Origin of the sequence: Paenibacillus sp. XY044 (assembly GCF_002257645.1) — a bacterium.
Taxonomy (GTDB): domain Bacteria; phylum Bacillota; class Bacilli; order Paenibacillales; family Paenibacillaceae; genus Paenibacillus_AQ.
In genome coordinates, this window is the sequence record NZ_NQMO01000011.1 from 131,450 (window position 1) to 147,506 (window position 16,057).

13 protein-coding genes are annotated in these 16,057 nt (G+C 54.1%); 2 read left to right on the plus strand and 11 right to left on the minus strand.

What is annotated here, in order from left to right; all coding sequences use genetic code 11:
• Positions 1 to 44: 44 nt before the first annotated feature.
• Positions 45 to 2,906: a family 78 glycoside hydrolase catalytic domain gene (locus CJP46_RS31275; protein ID WP_094599545.1), complete on the minus strand. Its 2,862-nt coding sequence runs from the start codon at positions 2,904 to 2,906 to the stop codon at positions 45 to 47.
• Positions 2,907 to 3,189: 283 nt separating this feature from the next.
• Positions 3,190 to 3,783: a nitroreductase family protein gene (locus CJP46_RS31280; protein WP_094599546.1), complete on the minus strand. Its 594-nt coding sequence runs from the start codon at positions 3,781 to 3,783 to the stop codon at positions 3,190 to 3,192.
• 241 nt (positions 3,784 to 4,024) lie between these two features.
• Here CJP46_RS31280 and CJP46_RS31285 point away from each other — a divergent pair, with 241 nt between their 5' ends.
• Positions 4,025 to 5,470: an esterase-like activity of phytase family protein gene (locus CJP46_RS31285; protein WP_094599547.1), complete on the plus strand. Its 1,446-nt coding sequence runs from the start codon at positions 4,025 to 4,027 to the stop codon at positions 5,468 to 5,470.
• A gap of 101 nt (positions 5,471 to 5,571) precedes the next feature.
• On the opposite strand, the gene CJP46_RS31290 is transcribed toward CJP46_RS31285, so the two are convergent.
• The 9 genes from CJP46_RS31290 to CJP46_RS31330 all read right to left on the minus strand — a co-directional run bounded on the left by CJP46_RS31290 (position 5,572) and on the right by CJP46_RS31330 (position 15,168).
• Positions 5,572 to 7,500 carry a PAS domain S-box protein gene (locus CJP46_RS31290; protein WP_094599548.1) on the minus strand — a complete coding sequence of 643 codons (1,929 nt, stop codon included), beginning with the start codon at positions 7,498 to 7,500 and terminating at the stop codon, positions 5,572 to 5,574.
• Between the two features lie 258 nt (positions 7,501 to 7,758).
• A complete protein-coding gene (locus CJP46_RS31295) occupies positions 7,759 to 8,991 on the minus strand; it encodes an aminopeptidase (protein WP_094599549.1) in 1,233 nt (410 codons plus the stop codon).
• 46 nt (positions 8,992 to 9,037) lie between these two features.
• Positions 9,038 to 9,571 carry a hypothetical protein gene (locus CJP46_RS31300; protein ID WP_094599550.1) on the minus strand — a complete coding sequence of 178 codons (534 nt, stop codon included), beginning with the start codon at positions 9,569 to 9,571 and terminating at the stop codon, positions 9,038 to 9,040.
• Complete coding sequence (locus CJP46_RS31305; RefSeq protein WP_094599551.1) at positions 9,571 to 10,557, minus strand: Gfo/Idh/MocA family protein; 987 nt, start codon at positions 10,555 to 10,557, stop codon at positions 9,571 to 9,573. Before CJP46_RS31305 ends, CJP46_RS31300 begins: the two co-directional genes overlap by 1 nt.
• Before the next feature lie 65 nt (positions 10,558 to 10,622).
• Positions 10,623 to 11,204 carry an SLOG family protein gene (locus CJP46_RS31310; RefSeq protein ID WP_094599552.1) on the minus strand — a complete coding sequence of 194 codons (582 nt, stop codon included), beginning with the start codon at positions 11,202 to 11,204 and terminating at the stop codon, positions 10,623 to 10,625.
• A gap of 268 nt (positions 11,205 to 11,472) precedes the next feature.
• On the minus strand, positions 11,473 to 12,105 hold the full coding sequence (locus CJP46_RS31315) for an HlyD family secretion protein (protein WP_094599553.1): 633 nt from the start codon (positions 12,103 to 12,105) through the stop codon (positions 11,473 to 11,475).
• Positions 12,106 to 12,147: 42 nt separating this feature from the next.
• Positions 12,148 to 13,785 (minus strand): MFS transporter, encoded by a 1,638-nt coding sequence (locus CJP46_RS31320; RefSeq protein ID WP_094599554.1) that lies wholly within the window; start codon positions 13,783 to 13,785, stop codon positions 12,148 to 12,150.
• A 157-nt stretch (positions 13,786 to 13,942) separates the two neighbouring features.
• A complete protein-coding gene (locus CJP46_RS31325) occupies positions 13,943 to 14,371 on the minus strand; it encodes a MarR family winged helix-turn-helix transcriptional regulator (RefSeq protein ID WP_256992614.1) in 429 nt (142 codons plus the stop codon).
• 170 nt (positions 14,372 to 14,541) lie between these two features.
• Entirely contained in the window at positions 14,542 to 15,168 is a 627-nt protein-coding gene (locus CJP46_RS31330) for a TetR/AcrR family transcriptional regulator (RefSeq protein ID WP_094599555.1), read from the minus strand.
• A gap of 124 nt (positions 15,169 to 15,292) precedes the next feature.
• On the opposite strand from CJP46_RS31330, the gene CJP46_RS31335 reads away from it, so the two are divergent.
• Complete coding sequence (locus CJP46_RS31335) at positions 15,293 to 16,018, plus strand: SDR family oxidoreductase (RefSeq protein ID WP_094599556.1); 726 nt, start codon at positions 15,293 to 15,295, stop codon at positions 16,016 to 16,018.
• Positions 16,019 to 16,057 lie beyond the last annotated feature (39 nt).

The window sequence follows — 16,057 nt, forward strand, 5'->3', positions numbered from 1 at the left end:
TTTCCCCCTACAACCGCTTGACCGTTCTCCTGCTTGCCGTTACGTTACACAAGCTGGGCCTCGCCCTGTATTCCCTCCGGAAAACGCACCTCCACTTCCACATCGGCCGGCGACTCCACGCGCAGCGTCATCCGGCTGTCCCGAACGTTCCAGCGGACGCGGATTTCCCCGCCGGCCGGCAGCGGAACGACGCCGCTGGCCCAGCTTAAACCGCACGGCTGGGGAGCAACTGCAACCTTGCTCCATCCGTCTTCCAGCCGCTTAACGCCGAGAATGCATTCGCCCAGAAAATAACCCGGAGCGGCGGACCAGGCGTGGCAATGGCTTCGGGTCAACTGATTCGGATTGGCCCGGTTTTCGCTGAAGTTCGGATACATCTCCCAGCAGGTGGTGGCATCGTTATCGATCATCTGCCCGTAATGAGTCCGAATGTCGGCGAGCAGCAGCTCGAACTGACCGGCCTGTTCCAGCGCCTCATAATAAAAGAAGGACATGAACGGGCTGCCGATCTGCACGAAATCCGCGGGCGGAAACTTCAGATAGGCTTCCATCAGTGCTTTTCTGCTGCCCTCAGCGGCACCGCACAGGTAGGCGACCACCTGGGTCTGCATGCTGAAGGCAGCGGAGCGGCGGCCGTCCGCATGGATGCAGTCCAGATAGGCGTGGCGCTCGTCGGACCACAGATGGCGGTTAATGGCTTCCGCAAGCCGCCCTGAAGCTGCCTCATACGCTGCGGCGGTTCCTCCCTGCCCGGCTGCCGTCGCAATGGCCGCCGCATCACGCAGCGCTTTGGCCATGAACAGATTCTGATGGGTCACGATGCCTTCGCGCGGCTGGTCAATCGGAGCCCAGTCCAGGAAGTTCCAGCCTTTCAACTCCAGCAGTCCGTCCTGGTTCAGATGCTCCAAGTAGGCATCCATCGTCAGCTGAACCGCGGGCCAGATTTCCTCAGCGAACGGCGTGTCGTTCGTATGGGAAATAAATTCGCGGCAGGCGATAGCCCAGAAGAAGGTCCAGTTCGGGATGACGCTGTTCCAAGCGCTCGGCACCTGGTTCACAAACAGCGGCGTAATATCCGCCGACCCCGGTACCAGCCGCAGGCAGCGTTTGACGATATCGGTCACGCCGAACACATAGTAGTTGACGAGCGCCTCATTGCGGCTGTCCCCGACCCAGAACACCTGCTCATAAGAAGGGCAATCGATGAACGTGTCTTCCATACATAGCCGGGTCGTATGGCGGCTGATGTCCCAAATTTCGTTCAGCCGGGCATCCGAGCAGCGGAACGCGCCGACCTCCGCGGCAGGATAGGTGCTCTGAAGGATGTACACTTCGTGCAGCTTCACCGGCCCTCGCAGCCCGCGGATGGTCAGGATCAGGTACCGGAAGCCGCGGCGGACGGGCGACAGGTAGGACTGGCGGCCGTCCCGGCATATGTAGCGGAACGTATTTTCGAGACCGTAGGTATGCTGCCGGTAATCGTCCTTGATGTATTCGATCCCGTACGCATCAATGACCGTTCCTTCCGGCGCGTCCAGCTCCAAGCCGATAAAACCGGAACGCTCCTTGCCGAGATCAATAACGATCTCGCAGTCCCCCTCGGGGAAAGGCTCCAGCATCGCGTAGTCCTGCGTCGGCAGCACCGCAAACTGCAGAGCCTGCGGCACCGGATGCTTGTCGATCAGCGTCCGCCACACGCTGGCTCCGAATACATCCACGGCCGAATATAACTGCCTCGATACGGGCTGTACCCAGCGATCATGGCCCTGAAGATCCTGCTCTGTCCGGATGGTCTTCAGCCATAAATAGTCCGGATGGTCCCTGCGAAGCTCCCGGCCGTCCTTGTAATCGATATACTCGACCGCATCGAAGGGGCCGACCGCCGTAAACGGATTTCCTTCCTCATTCAAGGCCGCATGCAGCGGAGCCCGCAGCTTAAAAGCCGCCTCGCTGTCCACCCCGATGTGGAACACCGAGCCATGATCCCCCGAAGTGATATCCATCAGCAGCAGATGGCTCCCGCTGCCCAAGGTCAGCGTATAATATTTCTCCGGCTGCTCTCCGCTCACCGGGCTGCAGCGGATGCCGTCGACGTACAGATCGTCGCCCCGTATTCCGGTCGGAAAGCCGACGGCCACTTCGCCGTCCTCTTCCATGACCAGCACGGTAGCCAAGAGCCCGGTAAAGCCTACCGGATTCGCGTGCGTTATGCTGTCCTTCACCATCTGGTTCCGCAGGTCGATGCCGGCCGTGAAGCGGGGAGCCTTGACGCGGGCCAGGGATAGCACCTTGGACGGATACTTCTTCTCCTCCGTCAGGAACGGAATGTCCCTTGGAATCAGCCGCGTCCACGGCTGCGTGCCTGCCGGACCGATTTCCGCAGCCGCACTCCAGGAGGCGTCATCGTATCCCGGCCGGTTCCATTCCTCGTCCCACAGCCTGGCGTCATACACCTCGGCGAACCCCTGCTGGCAGGACATCCGCGGCGACGTGCTGTCCTGGGCCGCCAGCTTGGCCGTTTTCCAAGTCCAGTCCGTGGCTGCGATAACCTCGTCCCCATGCTCTACCTGGGCGATCAATCCCCCGCGCCCGGCGAGATAATAAAAATTAGCCAGCCCAAAGTGAAGGACGAGCACCGCAATCGTATTGTCCTCCCCCGGACGCAGCAAATGCCCGATGCTGTACGTGTCGTACATCTGCTCCTTAGGCCAGGAGCGCGTCGTTCCCCTGCCAGCCAAGTAACCGTTTACAAAAAGAACGTAGCGCGAATCCGCCGTGATGCTGAGCGATACGGGCCGCCCCGGGTCCCCCTCATAGGCAAAGGTCTTGCGGAAGCATCTCCACTCATTTCGGGGGCTTGGCTCTCCCTCTCCCCAAATCCACAGCGCCTTCCATTGCTTATCCATCATAAACCTCCTCTCTGCCCTTAGCTTTGTACAATCGCTGTCTGTTGTCAAGTAAAGCGGTGAAATTCATTCAAGGAATTTCGTCACTGGGTGTAGAATGGAAAACGCGACAGGATAAAGCCTAGAAAGGTGGGCGAACGCATCATGTTTGGCGTCTATCCAACCGCATTTTATGAAATAAGTCCCCCCCTGACAGAGTATCCTTTCCGTTCCATGAAGAAAAGCCTGCGCTTGCCGCGCAGGCTCTGCTTCTCGCACTATGACAGGTTCATTCGGCCCCCGTTTAGTTCTTCAATGCGTCCGCACTGTCCACCCAGACGGTCAAATCCTGGTAAGGCGTGCGCTTGCCTTGAGGCGCCTGTCCTTCTGCCGGAACGCCCAGATAAATAAAGCCTAGTACCTTGTCGTTCGGGCCAAGACCAAAATGCTCGTTCATCTTGGCATTGTATGTAGGCTCGCCGGTTCTCCAGATCGCACCGAGGCCCAGGCCATGTGCTTCCAGCAGCATGTTCTGGATCGCCGCGAACACTGCGCCGTATTCCTCGAGCTCGATCACCTTCGCGTGATCCTTCGGCTGCACTGCCACGGCGATGACAACCGGGGCGCGCATCGGTTTCTGCCGTGCGGATTCCGCCGCCGCTTCGGCTTCCGGGGATCCCGGTCCGCCCGCCTGCTCCACGGCGATATCCGCCAATGCGTTACCCAGCAGTTCTCTTCCTTCCCCGCGAAGGACGAAGAAGCGCCAGGGCTCGGTCATCCGGTGGTTCGGCGCCCAAGTGCCCGCCTCCACAATTTGCTCAATGGAAGCGGCAGGCACTTCCTCCTGTGTCACTTTCCCGATGCTCCGTCTGGAGCGGATGGCTTCCGATACGTTCATACATCATTCCCCACTCTCTTTATAAAATGCTTTTCAAGATCTGTGTACTATTGTATCAAAAAACGGACAGCGATTTCTAACCCTACCGTTTTCTCCGGGCTCTTCCAAAGCATCGTATACATCGTTATTGCGCCGTTTTACCCCGCACTGACATTCCGATAATGATCCGTTAACATTGTCCGCGTACACTGAAGCAGATAGTGCAGCTTGTACATAATCCTTCGGGAAGGGGTTCATTACATTGACAAAAAAATGGTTCGTTTCCGCCCTCGCAGCCTTGTCGGTAGGGGGCACAGCACTGCTTCATAGCGCATCGGCAGCACCGGCCGATGTGCAGTATTCCGTTAACGGACAGTCTTTTACGCCGTCCGTACCGGCCGTTGAGCAGCAGGATCATCTGTATTTTCCGATCCGCGATCTCGGCAACCTGCTTGGCAAGTATGTCGACTGGGACGAGGTTCGTCAAACGGCTTCTTTTACAGACAAACCCAAGCTGACCGGCAAATATACGCTGGATCATGAGGACCTGGCAAAGGGCATTAAATTTGGCATCGGCTCCTCGCTGGCGCACATCCCTGGCGACCCGGATAACGTCTTCTATACGACGGCCGACCGCGGCCCGAACGGGGAGATCGACGTGAACGGCGAGACCCGCCGGACGTTCCCGCTGCCGGACTATACGCCGACCATTTATAAAATCCAGCTGGATCAGGGGAAAATCACCATCCTGGAGACCATTCCGCTCAAAATCAACGGTAAGGATCCTGTGACGGGCAGCAGCCTGATTACAGGACTGCCGAATCTAAAATCCCGGGACGAGGTCCCCTACGAGACAACCGCGCAGAAGGTCATCTCATACGACCCGTACGGACTTGATGTCGAAGGGCTTGCCTACAATCCGCAAGATGATACATTCTGGATTTCCGACGAGTACGGCCCGTACCTTGTACAGGTGAAACGCGATGGTACGCTGGTGCAGCGCCTGGCTCCCCAAGGGATCAGCTCGGAGCTGAACACGGCCGCCCTGCCGCTCAAGGATACGTTGCCTGCCGTATATTTGGACCGCCGCCAGAACCGCGGTGCGGAAGCGGTCGGAATTACGCCGGATGGCAAGTGGATGTTCATGGCCATGCAGAGCCCGCTGCGGAATCCCGACAAGTCCGTCGATAACTCCCGGACGCTCCGCATTCTGAAGATCGATCTCGCCACCCTGAAGCCGGTGGCCGAATACGCCTATCTTTCTGAAGACGCCGGACAATTTAAGGATCTGAAGCAATCCGATATCGTCATTTCTGATCTTAACGTCATCGACGAGAACACGCTGCTGATCGACGAGCGTGACAAAAATGCCGGCGATGCCGCCCAGCTCAAACGGATTTATGCCATCAACCTGACCGATGCGACCAACATTCTCGGCAAGTATGACGAGGCGGGACCTAGCGGCAAAACGCTGGAGCAGATGAGCCCTGCCGAGCTTCGTCAAGCCGGTATTATGACACCGCTGAAACGGACTGTACTCGATGCAGTGGAATTCAAGTATCCAAATGAGAAGATCGAGGGCATATCGCTCGTGAACGGGCATACGCTGGTCATCGTCAACGACAATGACTTCGGCGTTACCAATCCCGATGCCAAGGAGAACGGCACGGACTTGTGGACCTTTGAGCTTCCTTACGATATAAAATAAGGCACAAACGTATCAAAGACCGGTCATGGAGGAATTCCCCCATGACCGGTCTTTTTGTATCCGCAAAGGTTTAGGATTGGCGGGAACTCTTCGCCCTGCCGTTACTGCCTGCTGCCAACCTTCCGCTTCCGAATGACCTGCTCCAATACGGCAAGAACCGGCTGGCTTTTGACCGGCTTGCTGATATATTCGTCCATCCCCGCCATGAGGCAAATATCGCGGTCTTCTTTGAGCGCGTTAGCCGTAACCGCCACGATCATCGGACGGCTGTCCTTTGGCAGCGTCGCCCGGAGCTTCCGGGTTGTGTCCAAACCGTTCAGGCCAGGCATCTGGACGTCCATAAAGATGATGTCATACGTCGTATTCTCCGCCGCCCGCAGCACATCGTGGCCGTTGGTAACGACGGTCACCGCATGGCCCTGCTTCTCCAGCATTTTGCGCAGAACAATCTGGTTGATCTCATTGTCCTCCGCAATCAGGATGTTGAGCGGATCAGCGTCCGACATTTCCTTCGGTTCGCAGCGCTTGGCATTCGCGGGCTCCTGCCGGTTTTTGAGGAGAACCGTGAACATAAACGTCGTTCCGGGGCCTTCTTTTTTCTCCACCCATATGCTGCCGCCCATGACGTTCACGAGCTTCTTGCTGATGGCCAGTCCGAGCCCGGTCCCTTCATAATTGCGGGTCATGAAGTTGTCTACCTGGGAGAACGGTTCGAAAATCGCCTCCAGCTTGTTATCCGGGATGCCGATGCCCGTATCCGAGACCTTGAACTCCAGATCGATCAGCTCGTCTTCCTCGAACACCTTCCGCACGCCGACCGTAATGCCTCCATGAAGCGTAAACTTCACCGCGTTGCCCACCAGGTTCATCAGAACCTGCTTGAGCCGCTTGGGATCGCCGAAGAGCATTTGCGGAATGTCGTCTTCGATGGAAAAGGTCATCTCCAGCTGCTTGGCGCTCGCCTTGGCGGACACCATGTCGAACGTTTCCTGAATGCATTGCTCCAGATCGAACATATCCTCCTGCAGTTCCGTCATGCCGGCTTCCACCTTGGAGAAATCCAGAATATCGTTGATAATGGCCAGCAGCGTTTCTCCGCTCTTTCGGATAATCTCGATATATTCCCTTTGCTCATCATCAAGCTCCGTCGTCGTCTCCAGTAAATCCGTCATGCCGATGACGCCGTTCATCGGCGTGCGGATCTCGTGGCTCATCATCGCCAGAAACTCGCTTTTCGCTTTATTCGTATTCTCCGCCAGCTCTTTGGCGATCATCAGCTCCCGCTGTTCGGTGAAATCTTTCGCAATAATATAAAACCCGACATTTTGGTTATTGATGATGATCGGCGCCAGCGTTGTGATGACCTCCACCATATGCCCGTCCTTATGCCGGATCGTCTTGATTTCCTGCTCCACGGCCGGGTTGTTCAGTGCCTCTTTCAAAACCCGCTGCAGATTCCGCTCTCCGATAAACCGTGCGATGCTCCTGCCCGCCATCTCGCTGACCTTGCAGCCGGTCATCTGCTCGGCACGGGTATTGGAATTCAAAATATTCCCATTTAAATCGAGTGAAATGATCGCGTCGTGGTTATATCTTTTTAAGGAGGTATACCGCTCAACGGTCTCCTGCAGCTTCTGCTCGGCGGCTTTGGTATGGGAAATATCGTTCAAGACGACGATGTAATAGTCAGGATTTCCCTCTGCGTCCGGCATGATGGAAATATGCACGGCCGCCCACACGATTCTCTCATCCTTCCGGATGTACCGCCCTTCCGTTTCGATGGAGGTCTGCTCGGGATAGTTTTGAAGAAGCGTCTTCACCTGCACCAAGTTGGGTTCCAAATCCTCACGATAAATCAACCTTTCGAAACGCTGCTGTTTGAGTTCCTCACAGGAATATCCCAGAATGCGGGTGAGCGCCGGGTTCACCTGAACCCATTCTCCCTGGACGGTAATCACAGCAATACCAAAAGGAGCATTTCGGTAAACATGCTGTAGATAAGAATACTCCTCATTCCGTACTCTGTTCATTTCGTGCCTCCTGCCATGGTAGTATCAGCCTGGTTTTTGTACTTTCACTCCATTATTTTTAAATCCCTAAGGATCTAAATAAGCTGCCCAAACAAAATAAGCATAAGCATGCTTATAAATTAAAATAAACAAAAATGACGACTTTGAAACCACTTCGAAGTCAATTATGGCAGAAATGTGGCGAAAATTACGTGAAGAAATCGCTCTTGCGAGAAGAGCGATTTCTTGGTTTGTCTGAGCAGAAGACTGAGCCGGATTTCAGAATGCCCAATTTCCGTTATGGAAAATAGCTTCCTTGCGGCCATCCTGCGTAATCCCGACAATGGACAGATCGGCTGCGCCGATCATGAAGTCCTCGTGAACCAGGCTCTGATTTGCGCCTTTGTTCAGCAGTTCCTCCGCATTCATTCCTTTGCCGCCCTGCAGATTGACCGGATAGGCTTGACCGAGCGCGAGATGGCAGGAGGCATTTTCATCGAACAAGGTATTATAAAAGATCACATTCGAATTCGAAATCGGAGAGTCGTGAGGTACGAGTGCAACCTCGCCTAATCTCCGCGCTCCTTCATCCGTATCCAACAGCTTCTGCAGCGCCTCGGCTCCTTCCTCGGCAGCAAACTCGATGACTTTGCCGTCCTTAAAGGTTAACGAGAAGTTGTTGATGACCACGCCGTTATAATTCAACGGCTTCGTGCTCTTCACGGTTCCGTTGACGCCGTCCCTGCTTGGAAGCGTGTAAACTTCCTCTGTCGGGATATTCGGATTAAACAGGACCCCGCTTTCGTTATATTTAGCGCCTCCAAGCCAAATGTGGCCTTCGGGTAAATCAATCGTCAGCGAAGTGCCTATCGCTTCGTATTGAAGCTGCCTGTAGCTTTTATCATTCAAAAATTGAACCATTTTACCGAGTCTTGCGTTATGTACTCCCCATGCGGATACCGGGTCTTCATGATCGATCCGGGTCGCGTCAATAATATGCTCCCACAGTTTTTGCACCGCGGAACTTCCTTCTTCACCAGGGAACACCTTACATGCCCATTCCGGGGTGGCGTATGACAATAACGTCCAGGCATTTTTGTGGGCCATCAAGTAGCTGCGGTATTTGTTCATCGCGGCGGCGGCGGTTTTGGACGCGGTCGCAACGCGGGAAGGTTCCACGTCGTTCAGCAAATCCGGATCAGGAGAGTAGATTTGAATGAATGCTGCTCCGCTTTCCGCATACAGCACCATTGCGTCTGCCCGCCACTGCGGATATTCCGACAATGCTTTTTCCGGAGCATGAAGGTACTTTATCTTCGACAGCTGCTCATCGTTATACTCCACGTAGACGTTGTGAGCACCGGCTTCGTATGCTTTCAGCGTAATCAGCCGGACAAGGTCTGCGGCCACAATCGGCGCCATCACCACGACGGTTTGCCCAGGTTGGACGTTCACTCCTACCTTAACGGCTAGCTCCGCGTAATTTTCTAATTGCCGTTTTGTTGGATACATCATTATTCCTCCATTTGCACGAAATGCTTCTCTATGAAGTGCGGGCTTACTTATCTTCCGTATAACCCAGCAGCGAGGGCAGCTCGTCAAGAGTCCGGACGACATGCTCCAGCAGGCCGGGCAGATCTTCCATCTGGTCCTCGTCGATTTTCCGGACGAACCGGATTTCCGCCGTATTGGACAGCCGCCTCGCCTCATCGCCATAGCGCCAGCAAAGCGTTTGGGACACCGGCTGCTCCGGCCACAGCTGCTCCAGCAGGCGCTGGATGGCGGAACATTCCTCGCCCTGCGGACCGACCTCCATATAAAAGCGGATGCGGACCGCGCACCCCGGCTTCGTCCCCTTCTGCTTGAGCAGCTCGGCAGCCAAATCGGCAAGCGAGGCGGTAAGGCCGATTTCCGCCGTCACCGCCTCGTTCCCTGTGCGCACAAACCGGATGGCGAATTCCCTCGACATGACCGACATTTCCATCCGGTCGTCGCGGCCGGTTACGCGAACCGCACCGTCCAGGTTGTCCAGGTCATAGACCTGGTTTTCCACCGCCACCTTCAGGTTATCGAAAATGCTCGGATCAAACATTACCATACGTCCGAAGCATACTTGAGACCGATCTGTCGTCTCGCATCCTCCATGATTTCCGCCACGATGAGGGAGCTCTCCAAAGAATTGATCTTGCTGTCGCGTTTGCCGCGTTCGATCAGCCGTATAAACTCGTCCAGCTCGTAGTACATCGATTCATGGGTCTGCAGCTGCGTGAGATCCTCAACCGTGCCGTCCCTGTACTGGATTTTCACATCGTAAGGCTGGTTGATCCGGTCGATGACCATCGTTCCGTTCTCGCCCTGGATTTCGGCAGGCAGGAAGGAGTCGGATATTTTCGAATACATGATGACCGCGTCCATCTCCGGATAGCGCAGCACCATGCTGCCTTCCCCATCCACGCCCGAGGCCAGCATGACGCCTGTCGCCTTCACGTATTCGGGCCGGCCGAAGAGCGAAACCATCGGATAGATACAGTAAATGCCCAAATCCATGAGAGAACCGTTGGAAAACTCGGGATTGAAGGCGTTCAGCACCGTCCCCGCCTTAAAGGCGTCATAGCGCGAGGAATATTGACAGTAGCTGGCAAAGTACCGCCGGATCTGACCGATTTTGTACAGGTTGTCCTTCATGATTCTGAAGTTTGGCATGAGGGTGGACTTCATCGCTTCCATCAACAGCACGTCATTGCTGCGGGCCGCCTCGATCATCCGCTTCAGCTCGGCGCTATTCGAAGCTATCGGCTTCTCGCACAGCACGTGCTTGCCATAGTTCATGCACCGGATCGCCTGGTCTGCGTGAAAAGAGTTCGGGCTGGCGATGTAGACTGCATCCACAACTTCGCCCGACAGCATCCCCTCGAGATCCGTGAATACCGGCGGATGTCCGTGTTCCGCGGCAAAAGTCTCCCCCTTCTCCTTAGTCCGGGAATATACTGCGGTAAGCTGAAACTGGTCATTCTCCGCGGCAGCCTGCAGAAACCGCTCCGTAATCCAGTTGGTTCCGATTACCCCGAAACGTATCATCTTCTCGCTTCCTCTCCTAACTTGTCAGTTCTGTCTTTTTTTATACTTACAATGATTATATTGTCTCATTCCCCAAAGAAGCTGTCCACTTCAGAATCCATGTCATGAACGGCCTCGCCCACCATGGACTGAATATCTTCGGAGCTGATGTTGATATACGCGTAGCCTTCTTCCTGCTGCTTCTTTAGAGCTCTCTCCTTATAAAATCTGCCCGTGCCCTCGCCCGCATCCTCGTCGTACACGAGCACGATGCCGTCCGTCTTCCGGAACAGCAGATCATCCCTGGCCGCAAACTGCCACGGGCCGCTGTAGGGCTGGTTGCTGACGACACCATAATAGTCGATTTCTCTGAGGATTTGCCGAAAATACTCCTGCTTATCCTCCTTCCACTTCTCTTCCGGGCTGGCAAAGGCCGAAATGATCGAACATTTGAGCTGAGGATACCGCTCTTTCAGCGCAGTAGCAGCCTCGATCGCCCACAGGTCCACGCCGTACTGTCCCGGGGTGATAACCCACTCCAGTCCCTCTTCGAGGAGCGGAATCAGCTTGGCGGTGATCGCCTGCTTAATATATGGAATGCCCGGATGCTTCTGGCCGAAGATGTTCAGCTCATGCGCCCGATATCCGGTGACCAGACAATTTTTCATACCATCAACACCTAACTTAAGTTGGAATGCTCTTCTTCACGGATGATCCGCGAGTAATTCATTCCTTCTATCATACCTTGTTTCCCTGTTTGGCTTCCACCCGCAGATTCTGATCGATTTCGTCGCACCCATTCTCCCTCCGCTGAAATGACAGCGAGGGAAACAAGGCGGCCAGGAATCATCCTGGGCGGCTGGAGATGGCCAAAAAGGGCACCGTTCGCCAAGCTATCCATGGCGGGCGGGTACCCTTTTATTAGGAATGCAAAGATTACAAAGAAATTTTCACTTCGGCGTTCATGCCGGGAAGCACTTTATCCGAAGGCTGGTTGATCGAAATTTTGACCGGCACCTTCTGGGTGACCTTGGTGTAGCTGCCGGTTGAGCTTTGCTGCGGAAGCACCGAGAACACCGAAGTGGTCGCATAGCCGATCTCGTCAACCGTTCCGCTGAACGTTTTGCCCGAATCGCCATCCACGTTAATATCAACGCTTTGGCCGACTTTCAGGTCCTTCAGGTCCTTCTCCTTGATGTTGGCTACAATGTACATGTGATCCATGTCGGCTTCCTGCGCCAGCACCTGTCCCGCCTGAACCAGCTCGTTCTTACGCGCGTCATTCTTAATGATTTTACCGTTCATCCGGGTACTGACCGGTACTGCCTTCGTTCCGTCGGATACGGTTCCGACGACGTCCTTGTCGGTCACGTCCGATCCGTCTTTGACATGCCAGTCCGTCAGCACGCCGCTGGAAGTGGATACGACGGGCATCATGTCCGCGGACACGACCGCGTCGCTTGTTTTGATGTAGTTTTCATTTTGATAATAAAAGTAGGCACCCGCTGCGATCAAAATAAACACGACCAGCACGCCCACAATGTTTCCGATGATTAAACGTATGTTCATCTTTCCTGTTCTCCTCCATATCGATCTGTTTCTGAAATGTTCTTAAGAATGGGATTCGGCTGCGACTCTTTCCTTGGGACCCGGCAGGGCCAGCGGCTTCTTCGGCTTTTGCACAAGCGAAATGCCTTTGCCTGTCACGATTTTTCCGATCGACGCGAGCAAAATAATGACCGCGAGAATCAGCATCATCGTAAACAAGTGATGATAAGCTCCGAGTATGGCCGCCCGTTTCGTATTGGCGATCAGTTCATACGAAGCGGTGCTCTGTGCCTGAGCCGCCGTCATTCCCGATCCCATCAGGTTTCGGGTCATTTGCGCCAGCTCCAGCTTCGTTTCGGCGTCAAATCCCCCCAAATGGGAACGGATATGCTCGTAATTGATGGCATTCTCCCGGCTCAAATACCAGCCCAGCAGCGGAGAAAGCACCGCACCGACGATATTCCGCATCGTATGCAGCGTCGTGGATCGCATGGAAGCTTTGTGAATATCCCCCGCAAGGGCCGTGCCGAGCGCTCCGCTGACCAGGGCCATACTGACGCCGCCGCCGAGGCAGACAGCCTGGAAGTAAAGCTTAGGAAGCGTTACTGCAGGCACCAGGTTTCGCCAGCTAAGGCAGACATAAATGATGGCAAGCGATCCGATGAAGCCCAGGATCCCTGCGCCAAGGCGGTCGTACAGCAAGGTTTTCAGAATGGCCGTGATCAGAATGCCGACGAAGAACCATAGGAAGAAGTGGGACAAATACCGTGGTGACAAACTGATGTTATTCTTTAGAAAACCGGTGATTCCGGCAATCGCAAAGATCAGCACCGCATGGGATGCAATCGCCATGATCGTGCCCGAAATCGGCTTAGGCGCCTTCAGCGTGCGGAAAGGAACGAGCGGCGTCTTGGCCCGGAGGTCGACGATAACGAACAGGACCGCCAAAATGACGGCGACGACCAAAAACGGCCATACCTCATACGAAGTAAACCCCTTTTGCATCAAATTGCACAGCGGAACGATCAGTGAAATCATCGTTAATACAAACAAAAATACTCCCGTTTTATCGAGTGGCTCGTGCTCGCCGTGTTGCTCCTCCGATTTCGGCAGGCCGTAAAAACCGACGGCAAGGCAAAGCACGGCGGAGGCGATGTTCAGCATGTACAGCCAGCGCCAGGCGTCCATGCTGAGGGAGATGGCTCCGAAATAGGCCCCGACGGCACTGGCCCCAAACAAGCCCGTGATGACCATAAACAGGAAGGTGTTGCGAATCTTGTTCGGAAACGAACGGAGGCTCACCGGCAAAATTGCCAGAAACAGCGTACCGGCGCTAAGGCCTTGAACCACCTTCCCGATCGTCAAGGCGCTAACATCGCTCGACACGGCATTGATCAAAGAGCCGCACAAAAAAACAAACACCATCGTCAGATAGTGCGCCTTCAGGCCGAATCTGCGGGCCAGCACCGGACCGAACGGTACCCCGAGCGCGAAAGCCAGGTTCGACAACGTGGACGGCAGCTGCAGATCGTTCGAGCTCATATCCAGTCCGTTCTGAATGATCACCTGGTTGATGGTATAAGACAGATTGCTGAAGTATTGGGGCCCGATCGCAAAAATCGTCAGCAGCGAAATGATCAGATACTGCGGAACTGACACCCGTTCTTTCTCCGACATCGGAGTGCTAATGAGTTGACTCATCCGGATTCCTCCTTTCATTTGTGTATGATGATGTCCGTATACGGAACAACTTGTAAATAGCAAGTTGTATTATACAAGATATAAAGATTGACTGGCAATGGAAATTGGCCGGGCAACGAGAAAAAGCTATTGGATAAATCCACAGCTTTTTCCTGATCTACTTATGCCGTTTTTTCAAATCCCGGTTGAGCCGGGTCAGGCTGTCTTCCAAGTGCTGCAGCTCATCGCCGTTCCATTCTTTGAGCATGTCCGCGTACGCATCATGTCTGGCCTTCTGAACTTTGCGAAGAATTTCCAGACCGCCGGGCGTGATCTCGATCAGGCTGATTCGGCCATTGTTCGTGTCCGGATAACGCTTGACGTAATCTTTGGATTCCAGCACCGCGATTTGCCTGCTGGCCGTGGACAGGTTCAGCAGCAGATGCTCTGCCAGGGCGTTGATGGCCAGCGGGCCTGCGTGCTCCAGCTCGCTGAGCAGAAGATACTCCGACCGGTCCAAATTGCCGAATCTGGGGCTGAGCGCCGTCGTCAGCCGGACCAGCAGGGCGATCTGGTACTCGATCATATCCAGTGGATCTTTGTTCAACTTCCTCCCCCTCTTCTCTCGCTAAACCGCTCTCATAAATATATCATACCACTGCGCAAAGGGACTTTGCATCCGGAGGGGCCGGGTAAATAAGAAGAACGTCTATCGACATCCATTCATGGAAGACAGACCGCGTTTAGGAGAAGTTTTTCTTGCGATTATAGACTGGTTCAGCAACGGCCACGTAACCCGTCGCATACAACCGACAGGATGCGCTCCGATAATCCGGAATCATCATTGTATTCAAGCGTCCGCATAACACCGAATAGAATAGCTGTTATATCGGTTACTTGAATGTCATTGCGAACTGAACCCGCTTGCTGAGCGCAATTCAGCAGTTCCCCTAGTGCATTTTGAAAGTCCAGCGCGATGCCAGTTAGCGGACGATGAATGTCCGCACCAGAACGGGCAAGAGCGGCGATAAGCGCTTTGTTTCCCGTGCCCTCTCTCACAATTAGCGACAGAAAGTTAAAAAAAGCCTGTCCTGGATCGTTTTGCTCAAGCATCTCACTCGCTTTCTCAATAAGACGTTGCTTAAAACTGAAAACTACAGCTTCAATTAATTCTTCTTTCGTCGGAAAGTGACGATATACCGTTCCAATCCCTATCCCGGCACGATTGGCAATTTCATCTATTGGAACATCCAATCCCTCAGTGGCGAAAACTTTCGTTGCCACGTCGAGTATACGCTCTCTGTTTCGTCTGGCGTCTGCCCGTAATGGTTTTCCCGTTGTAACTGCGCCGACTGAAATTGAATCCTTAACTTCTAGAGCTTGCGATGGCACTTTTTTCGGCATATGAATGACCCCCTTACACAATATCATTATACACTAAATTGACAAACGGAGTTTATGTTCCGTATAATAAACGGAGTAATAGTTCCGTTTATAAGAACATCACTCTATACTGGAGGTATGAAACATGTCATTGCAAAATCATCGAGCCGTAATCGTAGGTGGTACTTCGGGCATTGGTTTGGCGACCGCTAAATTATTTGTTTCTCAAGGTGCTCAGGTCATCGTTGCCAGTCGCTCACAAGAGAAAGTGGACGCGGCAGTAAAAGAAATCGGGACAGCGCAAGGGTACGTTCTAGATTTCCAGGACGAAAGCCAGGTGAAACAGTTCTTTGAAAAGATTGGTGACTTCGATCACCTCGTCGTTACCGCAGCCGGGGGAACGACTTCCCAAGGCCCCTTTGGTTCTTTGGGAATCGATGTTGCGAGGGCTGAGTTTGACAGCAAGTTTTGGGGACAATACGCAACAGCGAAAGCCGCCTTGCCTTTTATCAGAAAGTCCGGTTCGATCACGCTGACTTCCGGTGCTGTTGCCGCACGACCGATGAAGGGTGCCTCGACGCTGGTTGCACTGAACTCAGCTATTGAAGGCCTTGCCCGTGTTATGGCAATGGATTTGGCGCCGATACGAGTCAACGTTGTGTCGCCAGGGGTGGTGGATACACCTGTTTTCAGTGGGATGGACGCCGAAAGTCGTACAGCGATGTTCCAGCAGATTGCTCAGTCACTTTTAGTACAGCACGTTGCAAAACCAGAAGAGATCGCTGAGGCGTATGTGTATTTGGCAAAAAACGCAAACACCACCGGAACCGTACTTCCAGTCGAGGGTGGTGCAATCCTGTCAGGTATATAAAAGAGCTCAACATCCTGAACACCGCCGAGAACAAATTTG

Bases quoted from the DNA above. Each gene is read 5' to 3' on its own strand.
- CJP46_RS31275 (WP_094599545.1), bottom strand. From the start codon at position 2,906: ATGGATAAGCAATGGAAGGCGCTGTGGATTTGGGGAGAGGGAGAGCCA.
- CJP46_RS31280 (WP_094599546.1), bottom strand. From the start codon at position 3,783: ATGAACGTATCGGAAGCCATCCGCTCCAGACGGAGCATCGGGAAAGTG.
- CJP46_RS31290 (WP_094599548.1), bottom strand. From the start codon at position 7,500: ATGAACAGAGTACGGAATGAGGAGTATTCTTATCTACAGCATGTTTAC.
- CJP46_RS31295 (WP_094599549.1), bottom strand. From the start codon at position 8,991: ATGTATCCAACAAAACGGCAATTAGAAAATTACGCGGAGCTAGCCGTT.
- CJP46_RS31300 (WP_094599550.1), bottom strand. From the start codon at position 9,571: ATGTTTGATCCGAGCATTTTCGATAACCTGAAGGTGGCGGTGGAAAAC.
- CJP46_RS31305 (WP_094599551.1), bottom strand. From the start codon at position 10,557: ATGATACGTTTCGGGGTAATCGGAACCAACTGGATTACGGAGCGGTTT.
- CJP46_RS31310 (WP_094599552.1), bottom strand. From the start codon at position 11,204: ATGAAAAATTGTCTGGTCACCGGATATCGGGCGCATGAGCTGAACATC.
- CJP46_RS31315 (WP_094599553.1), bottom strand. From the start codon at position 12,105: ATGAACATACGTTTAATCATCGGAAACATTGTGGGCGTGCTGGTCGTG.
- CJP46_RS31320 (WP_094599554.1), bottom strand. From the start codon at position 13,785: ATGAGTCAACTCATTAGCACTCCGATGTCGGAGAAAGAACGGGTGTCA.
- CJP46_RS31330 (WP_094599555.1), bottom strand. From the start codon at position 15,168: ATGCCGAAAAAAGTGCCATCGCAAGCTCTAGAAGTTAAGGATTCAATT.
- CJP46_RS31335 (WP_094599556.1), top strand. From the start codon at position 15,293: ATGTCATTGCAAAATCATCGAGCCGTAATCGTAGGTGGTACTTCGGGC.